This window comes from Schaedlerella arabinosiphila (assembly GCF_003885045.1).
In the GTDB taxonomy this organism is placed as follows: Bacteria; Bacillota; Clostridia; order Lachnospirales; family Lachnospiraceae; genus Schaedlerella; species Schaedlerella arabinosiphila.
In genome coordinates this window covers 4010689-4030045 of the sequence record NZ_RHJS01000002.1, presented here as the reverse complement: position 1 = coordinate 4030045, position 19357 = coordinate 4010689, and the positions used below count along the sequence as shown (strand labels likewise).

Genomic DNA, 19357 nt, shown 5'->3' with positions numbered 1-19357 from the left:
ACCAATGGGTTTCAAGTGCTGTGAAATATGGCGAGCTGCCAGAATTGCCGGACAGCCGGAAAGGCGTCCGATAGGTTTTCACATGACAAGTATAACAGACAGGGCAGAGAAAGTAAATAGTCACTATTCCAGTTTTTACGCACGACAGTGACTGGCAACACTGTAGGTGTGAGCAATAACGGTCATAAAAATAAAGCCGGCGCTTAAAGTGTTCCGGAGTGCCGGCTCCTGTTGTTGCTGGGGGATGTGTTTCTTCTGAAACATCCTTCATAAAATGATAAGTCCTGAGAAGAATTAAGCATTTACCGGAATGTGATGTTGCTCTAGTAATGATCTCATGCGAGCAAGCTCTGCATTTTTGTCAGCAAGTTCGACAGTCAGCATCTCATTATCGGCGGTCAGCATCTCATTATTAGCAAGCAACCTCTCATTATCCGCAATCAATCGCTTTTGAAGTACACTTGGCAGTTCAATCAATGGTTTCGTCATACGATCCACCTCTCTTCGAAAATCGGCATGTTTCTCAAATATTTTTTCGGCGGCACGGCGGAACAGGTTCACATAATCGTCATATTCCTGCTCTGTCAAATATCCCTGTTCCACTTCATCCTTTAGTATTATCATAACCTTGTCAACAAAGGCTGTCAATTCATTTTTTGTCAAAGGAAACTTCCTTTTCGGATTCAACCGGGGACGCAGCCGGAGCAGAACGTAGGGTAGAAAAAGGTTCAGGTGCTTTTCCTGGATCTCCTCCAGGGAATAGGACTGGATTCTGACAGTGGGGATCTGGTAAATATGTTCGCTTCCGTCCTGAAAAATGATGCGGCAGCGCAGAACATCCGGAATCCGGCTGTTCTTCTCCGGATAAATGACGGCAGAGCGGGGGAAGCGCATGACCAGGCCGTCCGGGTTCTGTTCCCCGGAGGTGGTGTGCTGCATGGCAAAATGCAGATCATAAGCGACCATGCGGATGACCATATCCTGGTCGTTGCGCATCTGGCATTCCAGATGATAATAGTCTGTGCCGTTTACCAAAAGCGCGATATCACACAGGCGAGAACCCGGCGGCGCATCCGGGTTCTCCCGGTAAGTGGAAGATTCCGTGGCCAGCAGGGTGATTGGTGTCCCTCTTGGATACTCTTTTCCATAGAGTTCCTTAAAGAGGGGAAAAAGCTGTTCCGGCATGGCATCCACGATGGCTTTGAGAATCTCATCCCACAGCATTGAGCTGCCAGGTTTGTTTTTTGCAGACATAGATGATCCATCCTTTCTTTAAATAAAGTATAAACCAATGGGTTTCAATTGCTGTGAAATATGGCGAGCTGCCAGAATTGCCGGACAGCCGGAAAGGCGTCCGATAGGTTTTCACATGACAAGTATAACAGACAGGGCAGAGAAAGTAAATAGTCACTATTCCAGTTTTTACGCACGACAGTTACTGGCGTTACAGTTCACGGCCTAACCGGCCGCGAACTGTAACGGCATCCAGCCCATTGAAAAGTCACCTGACGGCGAGGGGCTGGATGCACGCAACCGCTATTTTACTGGCCGGATGCCTTGCAGCAGAGTGCAAAGCACCGTGAACAGTAACTTACTGGCAACACTGTAGGTGTGAGCAATAACGGTCATAAAAATAAAGCCGGCGCTTAAAGTGTTCCGGAGTGCCGGCTCCTGTTGCTGCTGGGGGATGTGTTTCTTCTGAAACATCCCCCATAAAATGATAAGTCCTGAGAAGAATTAAGCATTTACCGGAATGTGATGTTGCTCTAATAAAGCTCTCATGCGGGCAAGCTCTGCGTTTTTGTCAGCGAGTTCAACGGCCAGGGCGTTTCGGTCGATAGTCAGCATCTCATTATCCGCAGTTAGCATCTCATTATCCGCAGTCAGCATTTCATTATCCGCAATTAATGTCTCGTTATTAGCAAGCAGCGTCTCATTATCCGCAATCAATGCTTTTTTATTCGCATTCAAACTGTCAATCTCCGCATACAGACGCTTTTGAAGTACACTTGGCAGTTCAATCAATGGCTTCGTCATACGATCCACCTCCTCGTAAAAATCAGCATGCTTCTCAAATATTTTTTCAGCGGCACGGCGGAACAGGTTCACATAATCGTCATATTCCTGCTCTGTCAAATATCCCTGTTCCACTTCATCTTTTAGTATTATCATAACCTTGTCAACAAAGGCTGTCAATTCATTTTTTGTCAAAGGAAACTTCCTTTTCGGATTCAACCGGGGACGCAGCCGGAGCAGAACGTATGGTAGAAAAAGGTTCAGGTGCTTTTCCTGAATCTCCTCCAGGGAATAGGACTGGATTCTGACAGTAGGGATCTGGTAAATATGTTCGCTTCCATCCTGAAAAATGATGCGGCAGCGCAGAGCATCCGGAATCCGGTTGTTCTTCTCCGGATAAATGACGGCAGAGCGGGGGAAGCGCATGACCAGGCCGTCCAGATTTTGTTCCCCGGAGGTAGTGTGCTGCATGGCAAAATGCAGATCATAAGCGACCATTCGGATGACCATATCCTGGTCGTTGCGCATCTGGCATTCCAGATGATAATAGTCCGTGCCGTTTACCAAAAGCGCGATATCGCATAGTCGGGAACCCGGCGGCGCATCCGGATTCTCCCGATAAGTGGAAGACTCAGTAGCCAGCAGGGTGATCGGTGTCCCTCTTGGATACTCTTTTCCATAGAGTTCCTTAAAGAGGGGAAAAAGCTGTTCCGGCATGGCATCTACAATGGCTTTGAGAATCTCATCCCACAGCATCGAGCTGCCAGGTTTGTTTTTTGCAGACATAGATGATCCATCCTTTCTTTAAAATAAAGTATAAACCAATGGGTTTCAATTGCTGTGAAATACGGCGAGATGCCAGAATTGCCGGACAGCCGGAATGGCGTCCGATAGGTTTTCACATGACAAGTATAACAGACAGGGCAGTGAAAGTAAATAGTTATGTAACGCCCTCAATAAAAATCTTTCACACCGCCATTTGGGAGGTTGCGAATATCCTGTTTCGCGTGGTATAATGTGAGAACCCGGAACTTCCGGAAAATGCGGTGGGCTTCGAAAAGCCCGGAATGATACGGCAATCCGGGAATGTAAATGGAAAGTACATGAATATTATGAAAAACCACTTAGAAAAATTGCGGAAAGCGCAGGGCATCAAGCAGGAAGAGCTTGCCACCGCGCTGCAGGTATCAAGACAGACAATCGGATCTTTGGAAAACGGCAGATACAACCCGTCTATTCAGCTTGCGTTTAAGATTGCGCGATACTTCGGAATGCACATAGAGGACATTTTTATCTATGAAGAGGATACGAATTGAAGGGCGAATCCGCCGTTCAGAACAGGAACGGATACAAAAGAAAGGGTAAGATATGAAACAAGTACGCCTGGATCTGGGGCTGTGCCTGTCTGTTGTGCTGCTGCTCGCGGCGGTCATCATTTTTTTGATATGGTACTTTGAAAAAAAGTCCTATCCTTACCGGGCACGGCCGCTCCTTACGAAGCGGGAGTATAAGTTTTATGTGCTCCTTCGGGAAGAAGCATACAAAAAGGGATTCCTGATCTGCCCTAAGATCGGGCTCAAGGACCTGATGGAAGTCACCGACAAAAAGCATTATATGAAGTATTTTGCAAAGATATCGCAGAAGCATGTGGACTTTGTGATCTGCGATGAAGATTTCCAGGTGTATTTTGCGCTGGAATTGGATGACAGTTCCCATGACACGGAAAAAGCAAAAGAAAAGGATCTTTTCAAAGACCGTGCATTCAAGGCAGCTGGCATCCCGCTGAAACGGATCAGGGATTATGACGAGGCAGCAGTACGGAAGCTTTTTAAAGAATATTAAGTATGGAAGACGGACATGCAGAAAAGGCACCGACCCCTTTCAGTTGCCGGTCTTTATGATTGGCAAATTTGGAAGATTAAGTTAGAAAAGAATGCTTATCAAAATATGGGATATAGTCGATAACTAATATACGAATAGTTTGCCCGTTGCGGAGAAATATCTGATAAATATAAGGGAGGGGCTGCTATTGGATGTCCATAAAAATAAAAGATGTTTGCTGCAGTTCACGGCTTTGCCGATTGGAAACTGCGGCGTTTCCGGCCCACCTTAAGCTGCCTGGCAGAGAGGAGCCGGATATTCAAAATCGTGGCTTACCGGTTCGGATGCCGTGGGGGAAAGTGCATGGCTGCAGGAATCATATTAAGTTTCCGTGATTTATGGATAAAAACGTTGAATTTTGTGGACTTTTGCACTATACTGAAACTAGTAAGGGTTTTAAATAATAGGATTATGAGGATGTGTAGAGATGATCAAGGATAGAGTGATTCAAAAGAGAATAAAGGGGAAAGTTCTGGCGATGGCAATGACGGCGGTTGTGGCATCGTTTTTTGTGCCGCTGGGGGTGGAAGCAGCACAGACTGTTCAGACAAGTCAACGAGCAGGAAATGGTAACGGCAATTTGATATTGACAGATGAGGGATATTATTGGGAGAAGGCTGGAATAGATACTATAACATCATGTGGGACTTCTGGATGCGAAGGCCATACGATTACTGGAACAGGAACGGATAGCGTTGAATGGGGGATTAAAGTTGAAAGTGGCAAGCACGATATTATAATGAATAATGTAAATATAGATTTGAGTAACATTACTGATGATGCCCAACGGCCTTCTGCATTGGACATAGGGAAAAAGGCAGAAGTAAACTTAACTTTAAAAGGGAATAATACTTTAACAAGTGCTCGTACGAGAGCTGGAATTGCAGTTCCAGATTCAGCATCATTGACGATTAAAGAGGGTGAACCAGGTGCTTCTTTAACGGTAAGTTCGCCTTATGGAGGAGCAGGAATTGGAGGCGATGGTGTTGCGGATACTGTTACAGCAGGAAATATTACTATTGAAAGTGGCACAATTAAGGCTACAGGAGGCGCAGGAGGCGCAGGAATTGGTGGATATGGCGCAGGTGGTGCAGGAACAATTACAATAAATGGTGGTGATGTGACTGCCATAGGTGGTGACGGTAATGCTGGTGACTCTGATGAAAGGGCGAAAGGTGCACCTGGAATTGGCTCAGGTAGTGGTGGAAATGTTAGTGGTACAATTGCGATTAACGTTGACAATAAGCAAGTAGTGGCTTGGGGAGGAAGAGGAAAAAATAATGGCGCTCAGTCATATGGAATTTTATCAGAAAAGCTAACATCTAATGAAGGAAATAGCATTGAGGTTGTAACGAATGGCTTGAATCCAGACATTAATACAGATACGTTTAATGGTTTGATATGGACCACGGCTACAAAGGATGATCAGGGCAATATTTTAACTGGTAATGTGTGTATTGCATACAATAAAGCAATTATGCCAGATAATTTTAAGTTACAAAAAGGGCAGGTCTTATCTATTTTTGATCCAGCGTCTGTAACTATACCTTCAAAATTGACTGGTTGGACATTCCGTGGTGAAATTACAGGAGATGGTACCCTTGTTAATGCTGATAAAGTGACGAAAGAAGAAGGTGCAATTCTTAAGGATACATTGAATTTAAAGGTGATACTTCAGAGTGAAGATATTAAAGCGACTACACCATCGCAAGTTTATACAGGAGCTGATTTGAGCTCAAAAGTTTATACGATTGCAAAGACGAGAAGAAATGAGAGCTTAAATAAAGAATTTGCTGTTGATTCAACTGGATGGAAGATAACCTATAAAAGAAATGGTGATCCATTAGAAGGGGAAAAACCTCAGATTATAGATGCAGGAGACTATGAAGTTCGTTTTTCAAAAGCAGGGTGCGCAGATGCAGTGGGAAAATTTACTGTGTTGCCTCGAGATATTAAAGAGTGTAAGGTAGCACCTGAACAAATGGAAGATAAGGAGTATATTGGTAGAGATTATACAAAAGGAGATGGGTTTAAGTTTGACTTGACATATGATGGTCGTACATTGAATAGTAAAGATTACAGTTGGAAATTGCCAGAAGGTAAGAATAAAAATGCAGGAAAAGGCGAGATCCAAATTAATCCAATTAGTGATGGCAATTTGACGGGAGATCCAATTGTTGTTTCATATAATATAAAACCAGCATCATTTGAAAATGCTAAAGTGGATCTTAAGTTCGCAAATGGAATTAATTCTTTCATGTATGATGGAAAAGAACATAAGCCTACGTCAGTAGAAGTTACATTAGAAAGTATAAAAACTGATGAAAATGTAGATGGTAAAGTTCCAGATACCGATTATACAGTGGAATATTCTAGAGGGGAAGACTTTACTAGTGCAGGGAAGATTATTGTAACAGTTACTGGAAAAGGAAATTTTACTGGTTCAGCGACGGCAGAATATGAAATTAAAAGAATACCATTAGCGGTTACCAGTATTACTGCTGAGAGCCAAAGGAAATATAATGGAACTACAGATGTTAAGATTATTGATTTAAAAGTAGATTTGACGAATGTTCGAGATGAAGATAAAAAGAATAAAGACGATATTGTAGTTGATCCGTCTGCAATTACTGGAACAATAGGTTTTCCGGATGTAGGTACTTATACCCAAGTGACATTGACTAATCAGTATCTTTCCGGTCCTAAAGGAGGTAACTATTCTATAGATGGAACATATACTTTGGATTCACATATATTGACTGGTGAAATAGAGATTATTCAACGTGATGCACCAGTACTTAGTTTGGATGGTTTTTATGGGGTGAGTCAAAGTGATCCTACTAAATTTACACATAATGTAACTGTGGCTGGCAACAATCCGAAAGAGGATGTTATAGATCCAACGTGTGATGTTTGGTTCTGTATGGATGCAGAAAATCCAAATGTAGCTGATCCGACAGTTTGGACTGTAAAAGGTCAGTGGATATCACTAGATCCGGAAAAGCCGGAAGTGTTAACGCCAGTAGGTGTGTTCGATGGCATTGAACCAGGGAGTACACATACATTTTATGCTTATACAGACGGTACAAAGAATGTTGCAAAGAGCACATCACCAGGACAGTACACGGAAGACTTTGAAAAATTACCACAAGATCCTCCGGAAGCCTGTGAATTAACAATTAGTGAGGAACCAAATGCAGATGGAGAAACCTTTACAGCAACTGTAACTCCAGTAGAAGAGGGTCGTTACCTTTATAGCTTCGATGGCGGAGCGACATATGGTCCTTCCAATACATTTGAAGGGTGTCTGCCAGGTACAAAATATGTTGCGTATATAAAATATGCGGAAACAGCTACACATAAAGAAAGTGAGGGTACAGCATCGGCAGAAGTGACTACAAAGAGGCTGACGGCTAAGTCACCTATTATTGAATTGGCTACTGGCGGTACTACATTCCGAGGTCGGGCAAATGTAGTACTCACATATCCCACGAATATGCCAGGGATGAAGATTTATTATACTACAAATGGCAGTGTGCCTACTGAAAGTAGTACTTTATACACGGATCAATTTTCTATTAGTGATACGACAACTGTTCAAGCGATTGCCGTTAGCGATACATTAGATAAGAGTGAAGCGTCGAGTGCTTCTTTTGAAAAGACAGGGGATACTGAAGTACAGTCAGTTGCAGAGTTAAAGGTTGGTTTGACAGATAATCAGATTAAGTCATTACTTGGTAAGAGGCTTGATGAAGATACAATAGTTGAAAACCACGAAACTGTTGAAGCCTTTATGACAGCTCTTCTTTCTGCAATACCTGGATATGTTAATCAAAATGTAAAGGTATATGATTTGACAGTCCGCATTGCAATTTATGATGAGAAGGGCAAAATTATAGATTGGGTAACTCCAGAAGAACAGGATTTCCCAATTAAGATTAATCTTACTTATGAACAGCTTCAGTTGCCGGAAGGCGTTACCGGAGCTACTCATGACTTTGCAGTAACACATATGTTTGCGGCTGAGATGAAAAATCATATGCCAGGAGAAACAGAGGAGCCTTCTGTTGAAAAAACGGATAAAGGTATAAGTTTCTATGTGGACGGTGCATCACCGTTGGCAGTTGCGTGGAAGGAAGTAGGGAGCAATAACCCCACTGATCCAGATGATCCGAATAACCCGAATAATCCAGACGATCCGAACAACCCGGATGACCCGAATAACCCGGACGATCCGAACAATCCGGACGACCCGAACAATCCAGATGACCCGAATAATCCGGATAATCCAGATGACCCGAATAACCCGAACGGAGATCAAAACGGAGACGGTTCAGGCGACCAAAACGGGGACGGTACAGGAAATGGAACGACATCAACAACCAATGCAGCCGAACAAGGCGTATCGGATGACAGTAAGAATGCTCTTTCCAACCTCATGCCAAAGACGGGTGACCCGATTTCATTCATTCCATGGATCGCAGCGGCTGTTGTAAGTATCGGAGTGATTGTCGGTCTTGTAAAAAAGAAAGGCGGCAAGAAGAAAACGCCTAAAAAGACTACAAAAAAGACCACAAAGAAATCGACTCAAAAAACAAAGAAAAAATAATAAGTAATTGAAAACAGGGCATGGCGCCTATACCGGAAGCCATGCCCTGTTTTTGTATCTGTCAGCGGAAGGATCAAAAGAAAACTTCTGAACAAAGTAAAAAAGAGCAAACCTGGAAGTGCTCTTTTTTACCCTTTATTACTTTTCAAATTTGGAGTTGTGATCTGATTCATTGCGTCATATCTATCAAAACGATACTGTGTCTGTTATCTGATTTACAGATACAAGCGTATTATAACGCCGATAATGTGACAACGGATATGACATTTCTTTGCTTTCAATTTCTATAATACTAATATAGCTTCATTTCCAGAATATGTCAATTCTTTTTTTCAAAAATCATTTCAATTATACGATTTTAAATACCGGGTTTTCGACAGTTTCAAGTATGAAAAATTGTTCTAAAGCCTTATGGTAGGCGTATTTTTTTGTCAAATTTTTCTTGTTTTTATGTTGTATGTGCTGTATGTTTGTGATATAATGTTTTTGAGGTGATGTTCTATGAAGCTTTACTTTGATAAACGTCTCAAGGATCCTACCTATTACGCACAGCAGGGAATCCGAAATGGGAAAAAAACTACCACTCGAAATGTCAAAAACTTCGGGAAGCATTCTGAACTTCTCAAAATAACAGACGATCCGGAAGCATATGTCAGAGAAGAAATCAGAAAAATGAATGAAGAGTACCGCGTTGGTAAAGTCACTTTTAATCTGACTGCCGATTTTAACGAAAAGGTGAAATCTACAGAGCTTGAAGCCTCTTCCTCCAACTGGGTCAACATCGGATATTTCTTTCTTCAGAATATTATGAAACATCTCAGCCTTAAAGAATTCTTTCGCCAGAAAACGGACACCCGGAGAGTTACATATGACTGTTTTACAATCTCACGTTTCCTTACCTACGCGAGAATCCTGGATCCCAGCTCTAAGCTTGCCACCTGGAACCGCCGGGATTCCTACTACGAGCAGCCGGATTTCGATTACCAGCACATCCTCCGGTTTATGGATCTTTTAGAAAATAATTATGACGATTACCTGATGTGGCTTTTTAAGTATAGCAATTCGATCGTCAAACGTGATACTTCTGTCCTTTATTATGACTGTACGAATTTCTACTTCGAGTGCGAACAGCCCGACGAAGATATCGTGGATGAAGTGACCGGTGAGGTGATCCATGGATTGAGAAAATATGGCCTGAGCAAAGAACACCGCCCGAACCCGATTGTAGAGATGGGACTTTTCATGGACAGCAGGGGCATTCCCATCACCATGTGCCTCCATTCCGGTAATACCAGTGAACAGCTTACGGCAATCCCTTTAGAAAAAGAAGTCCTTAAAATGATAGATGGTTCCAAATTCATTTATTGTGCGGATGCCGGCCTGGGTTCCTATAACATCCGCAAATTTAACAGTATGGGGGGCCGGGCCTTTATTGTGACCCAGTCCATCAAAAAACTTAGTAATGCACTCAAACAGGCGGTATTCAATGACTGCGATTACCGGCTGCTGTCCAACGACACCTTGATAAAAATAGAAGATATGAAGGGCTTTGACAGACACAAGAAAGAAAACCTGAAACTATATAATGATTTCGCGTATAAGGTAGTCCTTGCAGATAAGGTCATTGATCTTGGGCTGTACGAAGAAAAAATATTAAAAAATGGCAAAGTCAAACGCGTGAAAGCAACCGGCACTCTCAAACAGCGCCTGATCATAACGTTTTCAAGAAAAATGATGGAATATCAGAGAACTGTACGTGACCGCCAAATCGAACGTGCACGAAAGCTGTTAGAGAAAAAAGATCCGGAAGAAATAAAAAAAGGGCCAAATGATGTAAAACGATTTTTGAAGCGGGTCGCTCATACAAAATCTGGCGAAAAAGCAACCATTGAATATGTTCTCGACGAATCGAAGATTGCAGAAGAAGAGAAATATGACGGATATTATGCCGCAGCAACAAACCTTTGTGACCCGGCCAAGGAAATTCTGGCAGTTTCACACAAGAGATATCAGATAGAGGATTGTTTCAGGATCATGAAAACGAATTTCACCGGGAGACCTGTAAACCATCGATTGCCGAATCGTATCAGGGCGCACTTTCTGATATGCTATACGGCATTGCTGGTATATCGCTTGCTTGAGGCCAGGCTGGATGATCAGGGGACACATGTCACTCCGGAGAATCTGATCACCACATTGAAAAACATGAATGTAACGAATATACATGATGTCGAGTATATGGCACTCTACAATGGCAGCAAAGCACTTGATGCACTGAACCAATTAACATCTTTAGATTTGGATAGACTTCATTACAAACCAACGGAACTGAATAAAAAAATAAAAAAAATTTTAGGATAGCGATTACATACAACATTTTTTGCCAAAGAAAACTCCGGCAATCCCAGTATTTATAAGGATTATCGGAGTTTTTAAATTTTCAAAGTGTCGAAAACGGGATATAGCTTCATTTCCAGAATATGTCAATTCTTTTTTTCAAAAATCATTTCAATTATACGATTTTAAATACCGTACATTGTTCAATGTCATGATACTGGGGGGGAAAGTAGGAACTGATAATCCCTTTATTGGTTTATTCCCTTGAAAATTCCCAGTTCTGTTTTCTGTGTGATGGCATTTCCGGAGGAAAGTTCCCGCGGTGCTTTTCCGGTACTGTCTCAATGCTCTTCAAAATTTATGTATAACACTCGAATAGAACTGTAACAAGTCTCCTGCTGATCATTTCCAGGCGTGTGCTTTACTGTACCGCCATAGATAATTACAGAACTGTGACGGGAATCCAGTCTCTTGGCGTAAAGCAGCTTTAAATAAGTCAGATTCTTGCTGTAAACACCACAGGATTGAACAATAATACCGGAACAGGGATCGGGCCAAAAAATGTCATAAGAACTTGTAATTATGTATGGTCTATGCTATCATCATTATTAAGCATAAGGATTCTAAAATTCTATTCAAGTTGATTTCTTACCATTCAACATTTCAGAAAATCTATGCTTATTTCAATATATAAAAACAGCATAGGGTTTTTGAATGTCTGACAGGTTGTGAATGCGAACTGCTTTTTTTGGGAATCACGCAGAGCCAGAGGTCTGTTTTTTTCAGAAGCCCGGAGAAGGAGGGCTTTACATGAGCGAAAAACAGATACTTGTCAACCAGAAACATAAAGATAATGTATTTCGTATTTTATACCGTGATGATAAAAAGCGGCAGATGGAGCTTTATAATGCGGTCAGCGGGAAAAATTATACGGATGCCGAAGAGTTGCAGGTTGTCACATTAAAGCACGCTATTTATATGGGCATGAAAAATGACCTTGCATTTATTGTATTCGACGAATTACATTTATATGAGCATCAATCGACGGTGAATCCGAATATGCCGCTGCGTTTTCTGCATTATATTTCGAAAGAGTATGAGGGACTGGTGGAGAGCAGGAAGCTCTATGGAAGTACGCCGGTGAAACTGCAGGCACCCTATTTTACCGTATTTTATAATGGAACAGAAAAGTACCCGGAACGAATCATCCTGAAATTGTCTGACCTGTATAAATTATCGGAGGAGGAACATCCGCTCTGTAGAAACAGGAATAACGCGGTGCCTTTTGAGGATAAGGAATCTGCAGCAGAAGCCGGGAGCATGGCGATTATGTCAGCTAAAATCAATGGCGAGGAGAAATCCGAACCATCATTACGGGACGGCATGGATCTTAGATTTCATGAGAATGCCGCTGATTCCGAAGAAGTGAGCCGGATTTTAGAAATGGAATCTCCATTTCTGGAGCTGAAGGTCTTGGTTTTGAATATCAATTCCGGCAATAATACGAAGTTTTTGGAGCAGTGCCCGACACTGCGGGAATACATGAAATATGTGGAGCGCGTCAGGAAATATCTCCCTGATATGGAATTAGAAGCGGCGGTAAAGCGTGCGGTGGACGAGTGTATCAGGGAAGGGATTTTGGAAGATTTTTTTAGAAAGAACAAAGTGGAGGTAATTGCCATGAGTATTTTTGAGTATGACGAGAAAGAAGTGATTGATTATATTCGTGAAGAAGAGCGGGCAATAGGGAGAGAGGAAGGAAAAGAGGAAGGGAGAGAAGAAGAAGCACAAAAATATGGGAGATTAATCCTGCGCCTGACGGAGGAAGGAAAAAGCAGCCTGGTAGTAAAAATTGCTACGGATGATGATCTGCGTGAAAGATTATATGAGGAATATCAGTTGTAGCTAAATTCTCGTAGAGGAACTTGTAATTACTAGCTGCCTGTGTTATCATCATTACTAAGCATAAGGATTCTAAAATTCTATTCAAGTTGATTTCTTACCATTCAACATTTCAGAAAATCTATGCTTATTTCAAAACATAAAAAACAGTATAGGGTTTTTGAATGTCTGACAGGTTGTGAATGTGAACTGTTTTTTTAGAATCATGCAGAGCAAAGGTCTGTTTTTTCAAAAGCCCGGAGAAGGAGGGTTTTACATGAGCGAAAAACAGATACTTGTCAACCAGGAACATAAAGATAACGTATTCCGTATTTTATACCGTGATGATAAAAAGCGGCAGATGGAGCTTTATAATGCGGTCAGCGGGAAAAATTATACGGATGCCGAAGAGCTGCAGGTCGTCACATTAAAGCACGCCATTTATATGGGCATGAAAAATGACCTTGCATTTATTGTATTCGACGATTTACATTTATATGAGCATCAATCGACGGTGAATCCGAATATGCCGCTGCGTTTTCTGCATTACATTTCAAAAGAGTATGAAGGACTGGTGGAGAGCAGGAAGCTCTATGGAAGTACGCCGGTGAAACTGCAGGTGCCTTTTTTTACCGTATTTTATAATGGGACAAAAAAGTACCCGGAACGGATCATCCTGAAATTGTCTGACCTGTATAAAAGATCGGACGAGGAACATCCGCTCTGCAGTAATAGGAATGCCGCGGTGCCCCTTGAAGATAATGAAGCTGCAGCAGAAGCCGGGAGCATGGAGACTGTGTCAGCTAAAATCAATGACGAGGAGAAATCCGAACCATCATTACGAGACGACACGGATCATAGATTTCACGAGGATGCCGCTGATTCCGGAGAAGTGAGCCGGATTTTAGAAATGGAATCTCCGTTTCTGGAGCTGAAGGTCTTGGTCATAAATATCAATTCCGGCAATAATACGAAGTTTTTGGAGAAGTGCCCGACACTGCGGGAATACATGAAATATGTGGAGCGAGTCAGGAAATATCTCCCTGATATGGAATTAGAAGGGGCAGTAAAGCGTGCGGTGGACGAGTGTATCAGGGAAGGGATTTTGGAAGATTTTTTTAGAAAGAACAAAGCGGAGGTAATTGCCATGAGTATTTTTGAGTATGACGAGAAAGAAGTGATTGATTATATCCGGGAAGAAGAGCGGGCAATAGGAAGAGAGGAAGGGAGAGAAGAAGGAAGAGAAGAAGGTAAAAAAGAGGTACAAAAATATGGAAGATTGATCCTGCGTCTGACAGAGGAAGGAAAAAGCAGCCTGGTAGCGAAAATTGCTACGGATGATGCTCTGCGTGAAAGATTATATGAGGAATATCAGTTGTAGCTCAATTTTCATGTTACTATTCACAGCCATATAAAAATCAGCAGACAGATTCGTCAAGCTGCTTGTAAGAAGCTGTTTAAACCGTAGACACTTTGTAAAAGGAATAAATCCAAAGAAATGGACAGATAGGTTAATTGCCTGCTTACCAGACTGTAGACATATAGAAAAAGGGAAAGTACCTGAAAAGTAGACATACAAAAGAGATCATTTCCCTACATCCCTTTTTATATTGCAAGATATGAAAAGGACATTACATCGGAAAACAGTATAGAAAATGCGGTAAAGGATTTGGAGTATTTTAGGAATGAGATGATCCGTCTGCATAAAAAGGATGAATTATCGGATGATGAGATCGTAGACCTTATGGGATTTGTGAATACGATTATTACCCACATTACGAATGGAAATAAAAATGAAGAAAGGCTGGTGAATATTATGGGCGGAACAGTAATTGAGACAGAATCTGAAAAGTTGATCCGTAGAGGAAAAGCGCAAGAGATCATAGAAATGGGACAGGAGTTTGGCCTGGATGATACGGCGATTTTGAAAAGGATGCAGGAAAAAATAGGCCTGTCCTTAGAGACAGCTTCTGTGTATTTAGAACGCTACGGAAAGCAGTTTGTGCGGAGGTAATTGCCATGAGTATTTTTGAATATGACGAGAAAGAAGTGATTGATTATATTCGTGAAGAAGAGCGGGCAATAGGAAGAGAGGAAGAAGCACAAAAATATGGAAGATTAATCCTGCGTCTGACGGAGGAAGGAAAAAGCAGCCTGGTAGTGAAAATTGCTACGGATGATGCTCTGCGTGAAAGATTATATGAGGAATATCAGTTGTAGCTAAATTCTCGTAGAGGAACTTGTAATTACTAGCTGCCTGTGTTATCATCATTACTAAGCATAAGGATTCTAAAATTCTATTCAAGTTGATTTCTTACCATTCAACATTTCAGAAAATCTATGCTTATTTCAAAACATAAAAAACAGCATAGGGCTTTTGGATGTCTGACAGGTTGTGAATGCGAACTGCTTTTTTAGAATCATGCAGAGCAAGAGGTCTGTTTTTTCAGAAGCCCGGAGAAGGAGGGCTTTACATGAGCGAAAAACAGATACTTGTCAACCAGAAACATAAAGATAACGTATTTCGTATTTTATACCGTGATGATAAAAAGCGGCAGATGGAGCTTTATAATGCGGTCAGCGGGAAAAATTATACGGATGCCGAAGAGCTGCAGGTCGTCACATTAAAGCACGCTATTTATATGGGCATGAAAAATGACCTTGCATTTATTGTATTCGACGAATTACATTTATATGAGCATCAATCGACGGTGAATCCGAATATGCCGCTGCGTTTTCTGCATTACATTTCGAAAGAGTATGAGGGATTGGTGGAGAGCAGGAAGCTCTATGGAAGTACGCCGGTGAAACTGCAGGCGCCTTATTTTACCGTATTTTATAATGGAACCAAAAAGTACCCGGAACGAATCATCCTGAAATTGTCTGACCTGTATAAATTATCGGAGGAGGAACATCTGCTCTGCAGCAACAGGAATGACGTGGTGCCTTTTGAGGATAAGGGATCTGCAGCAGAAGCCGGGAGCATGGCGATTATGTCAGCTAAAATCAATGGCGAGGAGAAATCCGAACCATCATTACGGGACGGCATGGATCTTAGATTTCATGAGAATGCCGCTGATTCCGAAGAAGTGAGCCGGATTTTAGAAATGGAATCTCCGTTTCTGGAGCTGAAGGTCTTGGTTTTGAATATCAATTCCGGCAATAATACGAAGTTTTTGGAGCAGTGCCCGACACTGCGGGAATACATGAAATATGTGGAGCGCGTCAGGAAATATCTCCCTGATATGGAATTAGAAGCGGCGGTAAAGCGTGCGGTGGACGAGTGTATCAGGGAAGGGATTTTGGAAGATTTTTTTAGAAAGAACAAAGCGGAGGTAATTGCCATGAGTATTTTTGAGTATGACGAGAAAGAAGTGATTGATTATATTCGTGAAGAAGAGCGGGCAATAGGGAGAGAGGAAGGAAAAGAGGAAGGAAAAAAGGAAGGTAGAGAAGAAGGAAAAAAGGAAGGGAAAGTAGAAGGCAGAATGGAAGGTAAAAAAGAAGAAGCACAAAAATATGGGAGATTAATCCTGCGTCTGACGGAGGAAGGAAAAAGCAGCCTGGTAGTGAAAATTGCTATGGATGATGCTCTGCGTGAAAGATTATATGAGGAATATCAGTTGTAACTAAATTTAGCCTGACCACATCAGTTGTCAGAAGCTCTGCCTTCGGAAGGGTTCTTGACTGAAAACGAGACTGCGGACGGAAGCAAAGCTATTGAGGAACAGATTTCTGATTTTGTAATAAAAATAGAAAGCGAAATCTATCTATTAGAGTGCCAGAGTTATGATGACGGTTCTATGGCGATCCGGGTTGCGGAGTATGCGTTTTTTGTTGCCAGGCAATTTGCGGAATGGGATATCGGCCATGCAACCATTCCTATGCCAAGATTCACGGTGATCTATATAAAGAGAACGGAAAAAACTCCGAAAGCAACAGTGATTACTTTTACATTTCCAGATGGGCAGGAGGTAGATTATGAATCGCCGAATGTGATTTTGGAGGAATTTACAAAGGAATATATTGTGGAAAAGAGATTATTTCCCTACATCCCTTTTTATATTGCAAGATATGAAAAGGACATTACTTCGGAAAACAGTATAGAAAATGCGGTAAAGGATTTGGAGCATTTTAGGAATGAGATGGTCCGTCTGCATAAAAAGGATGAATTATCAGATGATGAGATCGTAGACCTTATGGGATTTGTGAATACGATTATTACCCACATTACGAATGGAAATAAAAATGAAGAAAGGCTGGTGAATATTATGGGCGGAACAGTAATTGAGACAGAATCTGAAAAGTTGATCCGTAGAGGAAAAGCGCAGGAGATCATAGAAATGGGACAGGAGTTTGGCCTGGATGATACGGCCATTTTGAAAAGGCTGCAGGAAAAAATAGGCCTGTCCTTAGAAACGGCTTCTGCGTATTTAGAACGTTACGGAAAGCAGCTTGTGTAGTGGGGCAAAAATGATATAAATGTTAGAAAAGTAACCAGTTACGCTGATTTTAGCGCCATTATCCAGAAAAGCTGCCATCGGCAGCTTTTCTGGATTTCCGACAACAAATCAATTCTGAGCAAATGTAAACTGTTCAACCAGTTGCTTCAAACCGGCAGCTTCCGCTGAAAGCTCCTGGCTTGCGGCTGCGCTTTGTTCTGCTGTTGCGCTGTTGCTCTGTACAACAGTGGCAATCTGATTGATTCCGTTATTGACCTGTGAAACGGCATCTGACTGATCGTTTGAAACTGCAGCGATCTGGTCAATGGAGCCGATCATGGACTGGATGCTGTCCACAACTTTGAGCAGGGCTTCCGCCGTATATTTTGCAATCTCAGCGCCCGACTGCACTGCCTCGGTAGAGTGTGCGATGAGCACGGAAGTATTTTTGGAAGCTTCTGCTGATTTGCTGGCCAGATTGCGTACCTCATCCGCAACAACCGCAAATCCTTTGCCTGCGTCGCCGGCGCGGGCTGCCTCTACGGCCGCGTTCAGCGCCAGGATATTGGTCTGGAATGCAATATCCTCAATCGTCTTGATGATCTTTCCGATCTCATCCGAACTGGAATGAATTTTCTCCATTGCCTTCATCAAATCCTGCATCTGCTGATTGCAGTTGGATACGGCTTCGCCTACCTGGTGAGTCTGGTTGCGTACATCCAGCGCGCCGGAAGCGGTATCCTTTACCTGGCCGGAAATCTCGCTCATCTGCGCAGCCAATTGCTGTACGGAACTGGCCTGTTCTACAGCTCCCTGACTCAGATTCTGTGCGCTGGAGGACACCTGGCCGCTGGCATTGGACACCTCGTCTGCGGAATCGTTGATCTGGCGGAGGATACCGCTCAGCTCCAGCTTCAGATTGCGCATAGAATCCAAAATACTCTGAAAATCTCCCACATATGCTTCCCTGTTCCGCGAATGGATATCCAGGTTCTGGCTTGACATCTCACTGAGCAGATAGCCGATGTCGTGTATAATGGCTGATAAGCCTTTGACCAGCTCTGCCGTGGACTGCGTCAGTACCCCGGTTTCATCCATGCTGACCACTTCAGGGACAGGGGACTCCAGGTCGCCTTCCACAAGGAGTCTCATACGCTCTGCACAGGCTTTCATCGGCCGGCCGATGCTGTTGGCCAGCTTGAGGGCCACGAAGATGGAAGCAAGTATAGCAAGCAGCATCATGACCAGATTGATGACAATATCAAAATATGTAGTCGAAAGATAATCAGACTGCGGGGCAACGACTGCCACGCTCCATCCGTCCGTGCCGTTTACAGGCGCATAGGATGCGAACATTTTTTCTTTTGCCATTTTGTAGCTTCCAAAACCGGACTTGCCCTCGCGCATGTCCGCATGGATCGCCGCCAGCTCTTTTAACGAAGAGTCGCTTTCGGCCTCGGCTTCGATATTCTGTACGGTAATCGTTTCCAGAGTCGTGTCTGCAATGGTAGCCCCGGAGCGGTTGATCATGTAAGCCCGGCTGTTATTGCTGACGCTGATTGAGGAAACGATATCATTCAGAAATGTTTCGTGAGGAACAAAGTAAACTACCCCAGCAATTTTGGAATCCTTTGTTCCGTCTTCATAAAGCGGAGCTGCCACCATAATAGATAGCTCCCCTGTGACTTTGCTGATCAGCGGCTCGGATACGTAGACATTGCCCTGCATGGCCTGTCGTACGTATTCGCGGTCGGAATAGTCATTGCCGTCGAAAATGCTGATGCCGTCCGCGCCGACAATATTTCCCCGCTGAAAATCATGCATACTGACACGCTCATCTATAATCGAACGTTTTTCATCCAGCGGAACCTCTTCATCGAGTAATTGCGGAATACATCCGGTATCCACCGCGACGTTCTTGTAGGCGGTCAGTTCCTGTTCGATACGTTCTGCAGCAAGAACTGCAGTCTGGCTCATCATTTGATCCACAGTCGTGATGGTGCTGTTGTAATTCAGCGTGATGCTGGATGCACCTACTACGAGCTGGGTAGCTAGGACGGTCACCATGAGACACAGGGTGATTTTTGTCCGTATGCTTTTCATGTTTCTGTTACCTCCCTTTTCTTCGTTGAAAAACCGTGCAAATTAGTGTTACACGGCTTGAGAAGTGAATGTTAGCGTCACTTCCTAT

General features: G+C 42.8%; 13 protein-coding genes. 10 read left to right on the top strand and 3 right to left on the bottom strand.

Features of this window, described 5'->3' with window-relative positions; translation table 11 throughout:
* Positions 1 to 294 precede the first annotated feature (294 nt).
* On the bottom strand, positions 295 to 1254 hold the full coding sequence (locus tag EBB54_RS19120) for an RpnC/YadD family protein (RefSeq protein ID WP_125128579.1): 960 nt from the start codon (positions 1252 to 1254) through the stop codon (positions 295 to 297).
* 483 nt (positions 1255 to 1737) lie between these two features.
* The gene (locus tag EBB54_RS19115; RefSeq protein WP_125128578.1) at positions 1738 to 2802 is read right to left on the bottom strand and encodes an RpnC/YadD family protein; all 1065 of its coding nucleotides are present in this window, start codon (positions 2800 to 2802) and stop codon (positions 1738 to 1740) included.
* A 326-nt stretch (positions 2803 to 3128) separates the two neighbouring features.
* Between EBB54_RS19115 and EBB54_RS19110 the strand changes: the two genes are divergently transcribed.
* The 10 genes from EBB54_RS19110 (at position 3129) to EBB54_RS31280 (ending at position 17187) form a co-directional block, all read left to right on the top strand.
* Entirely contained in the window at positions 3129 to 3332 is a 204-nt protein-coding gene (locus EBB54_RS19110) for a helix-turn-helix transcriptional regulator (protein WP_044990263.1), read from the top strand.
* Between the two features lie 52 nt (positions 3333 to 3384).
* Positions 3385 to 3858, top strand: a complete 474-nt coding sequence (locus EBB54_RS19105) for a DUF2726 domain-containing protein (RefSeq protein ID WP_004075006.1) — start codon at positions 3385 to 3387, stop codon at positions 3856 to 3858.
* 466 nt (positions 3859 to 4324) lie between these two features.
* Positions 4325 to 8506 (top strand): chitobiase/beta-hexosaminidase C-terminal domain-containing protein, encoded by a 4182-nt coding sequence (locus EBB54_RS19100; RefSeq protein WP_125128577.1) that lies wholly within the window; start codon positions 4325 to 4327, stop codon positions 8504 to 8506.
* Positions 8507 to 9007: 501 nt separating this feature from the next.
* The gene (locus EBB54_RS19095) at positions 9008 to 10867 is read left to right on the top strand and encodes an IS1634 family transposase (protein WP_125127523.1); all 1860 of its coding nucleotides are present in this window, start codon (positions 9008 to 9010) and stop codon (positions 10865 to 10867) included.
* Positions 10868 to 11653: 786 nt separating this feature from the next.
* The gene (locus EBB54_RS19090) at positions 11654 to 12748 is read left to right on the top strand and encodes a transposase (RefSeq protein ID WP_125128576.1); all 1095 of its coding nucleotides are present in this window, start codon (positions 11654 to 11656) and stop codon (positions 12746 to 12748) included.
* Between the two features lie 253 nt (positions 12749 to 13001).
* Positions 13002 to 14105, top strand: a complete 1104-nt coding sequence (locus tag EBB54_RS19085) for a transposase (RefSeq protein WP_125128575.1) — start codon at positions 13002 to 13004, stop codon at positions 14103 to 14105.
* 288 nt (positions 14106 to 14393) lie between these two features.
* The gene (locus EBB54_RS31285; RefSeq protein ID WP_243127728.1) at positions 14394 to 14738 is read left to right on the top strand and encodes a hypothetical protein; all 345 of its coding nucleotides are present in this window, start codon (positions 14394 to 14396) and stop codon (positions 14736 to 14738) included.
* A 5-nt stretch (positions 14739 to 14743) separates the two neighbouring features.
* Positions 14744 to 14944 carry a hypothetical protein gene (locus tag EBB54_RS19075; protein WP_125128574.1) on the top strand — a complete coding sequence of 67 codons (201 nt, stop codon included), beginning with the start codon at positions 14744 to 14746 and terminating at the stop codon, positions 14942 to 14944.
* A gap of 254 nt (positions 14945 to 15198) precedes the next feature.
* Positions 15199 to 16353, top strand: coding sequence for a transposase (locus EBB54_RS19070; protein ID WP_125128573.1), 1155 nt, complete (start codon positions 15199 to 15201; stop codon positions 16351 to 16353).
* A gap of 54 nt (positions 16354 to 16407) precedes the next feature.
* Positions 16408 to 17187: an RpnC/YadD family protein gene (locus tag EBB54_RS31280; RefSeq protein WP_243127727.1), complete on the top strand. Its 780-nt coding sequence runs from the start codon at positions 16408 to 16410 to the stop codon at positions 17185 to 17187.
* 108 nt (positions 17188 to 17295) lie between these two features.
* Here EBB54_RS31280 and EBB54_RS19060 read toward each other — a convergent pair whose 3' ends face one another.
* On the bottom strand, positions 17296 to 19269 hold the full coding sequence (locus tag EBB54_RS19060) for a methyl-accepting chemotaxis protein (RefSeq protein ID WP_125128572.1): 1974 nt from the start codon (positions 19267 to 19269) through the stop codon (positions 17296 to 17298).
* Positions 19270 to 19357: the final 88 nt, after the last annotated feature.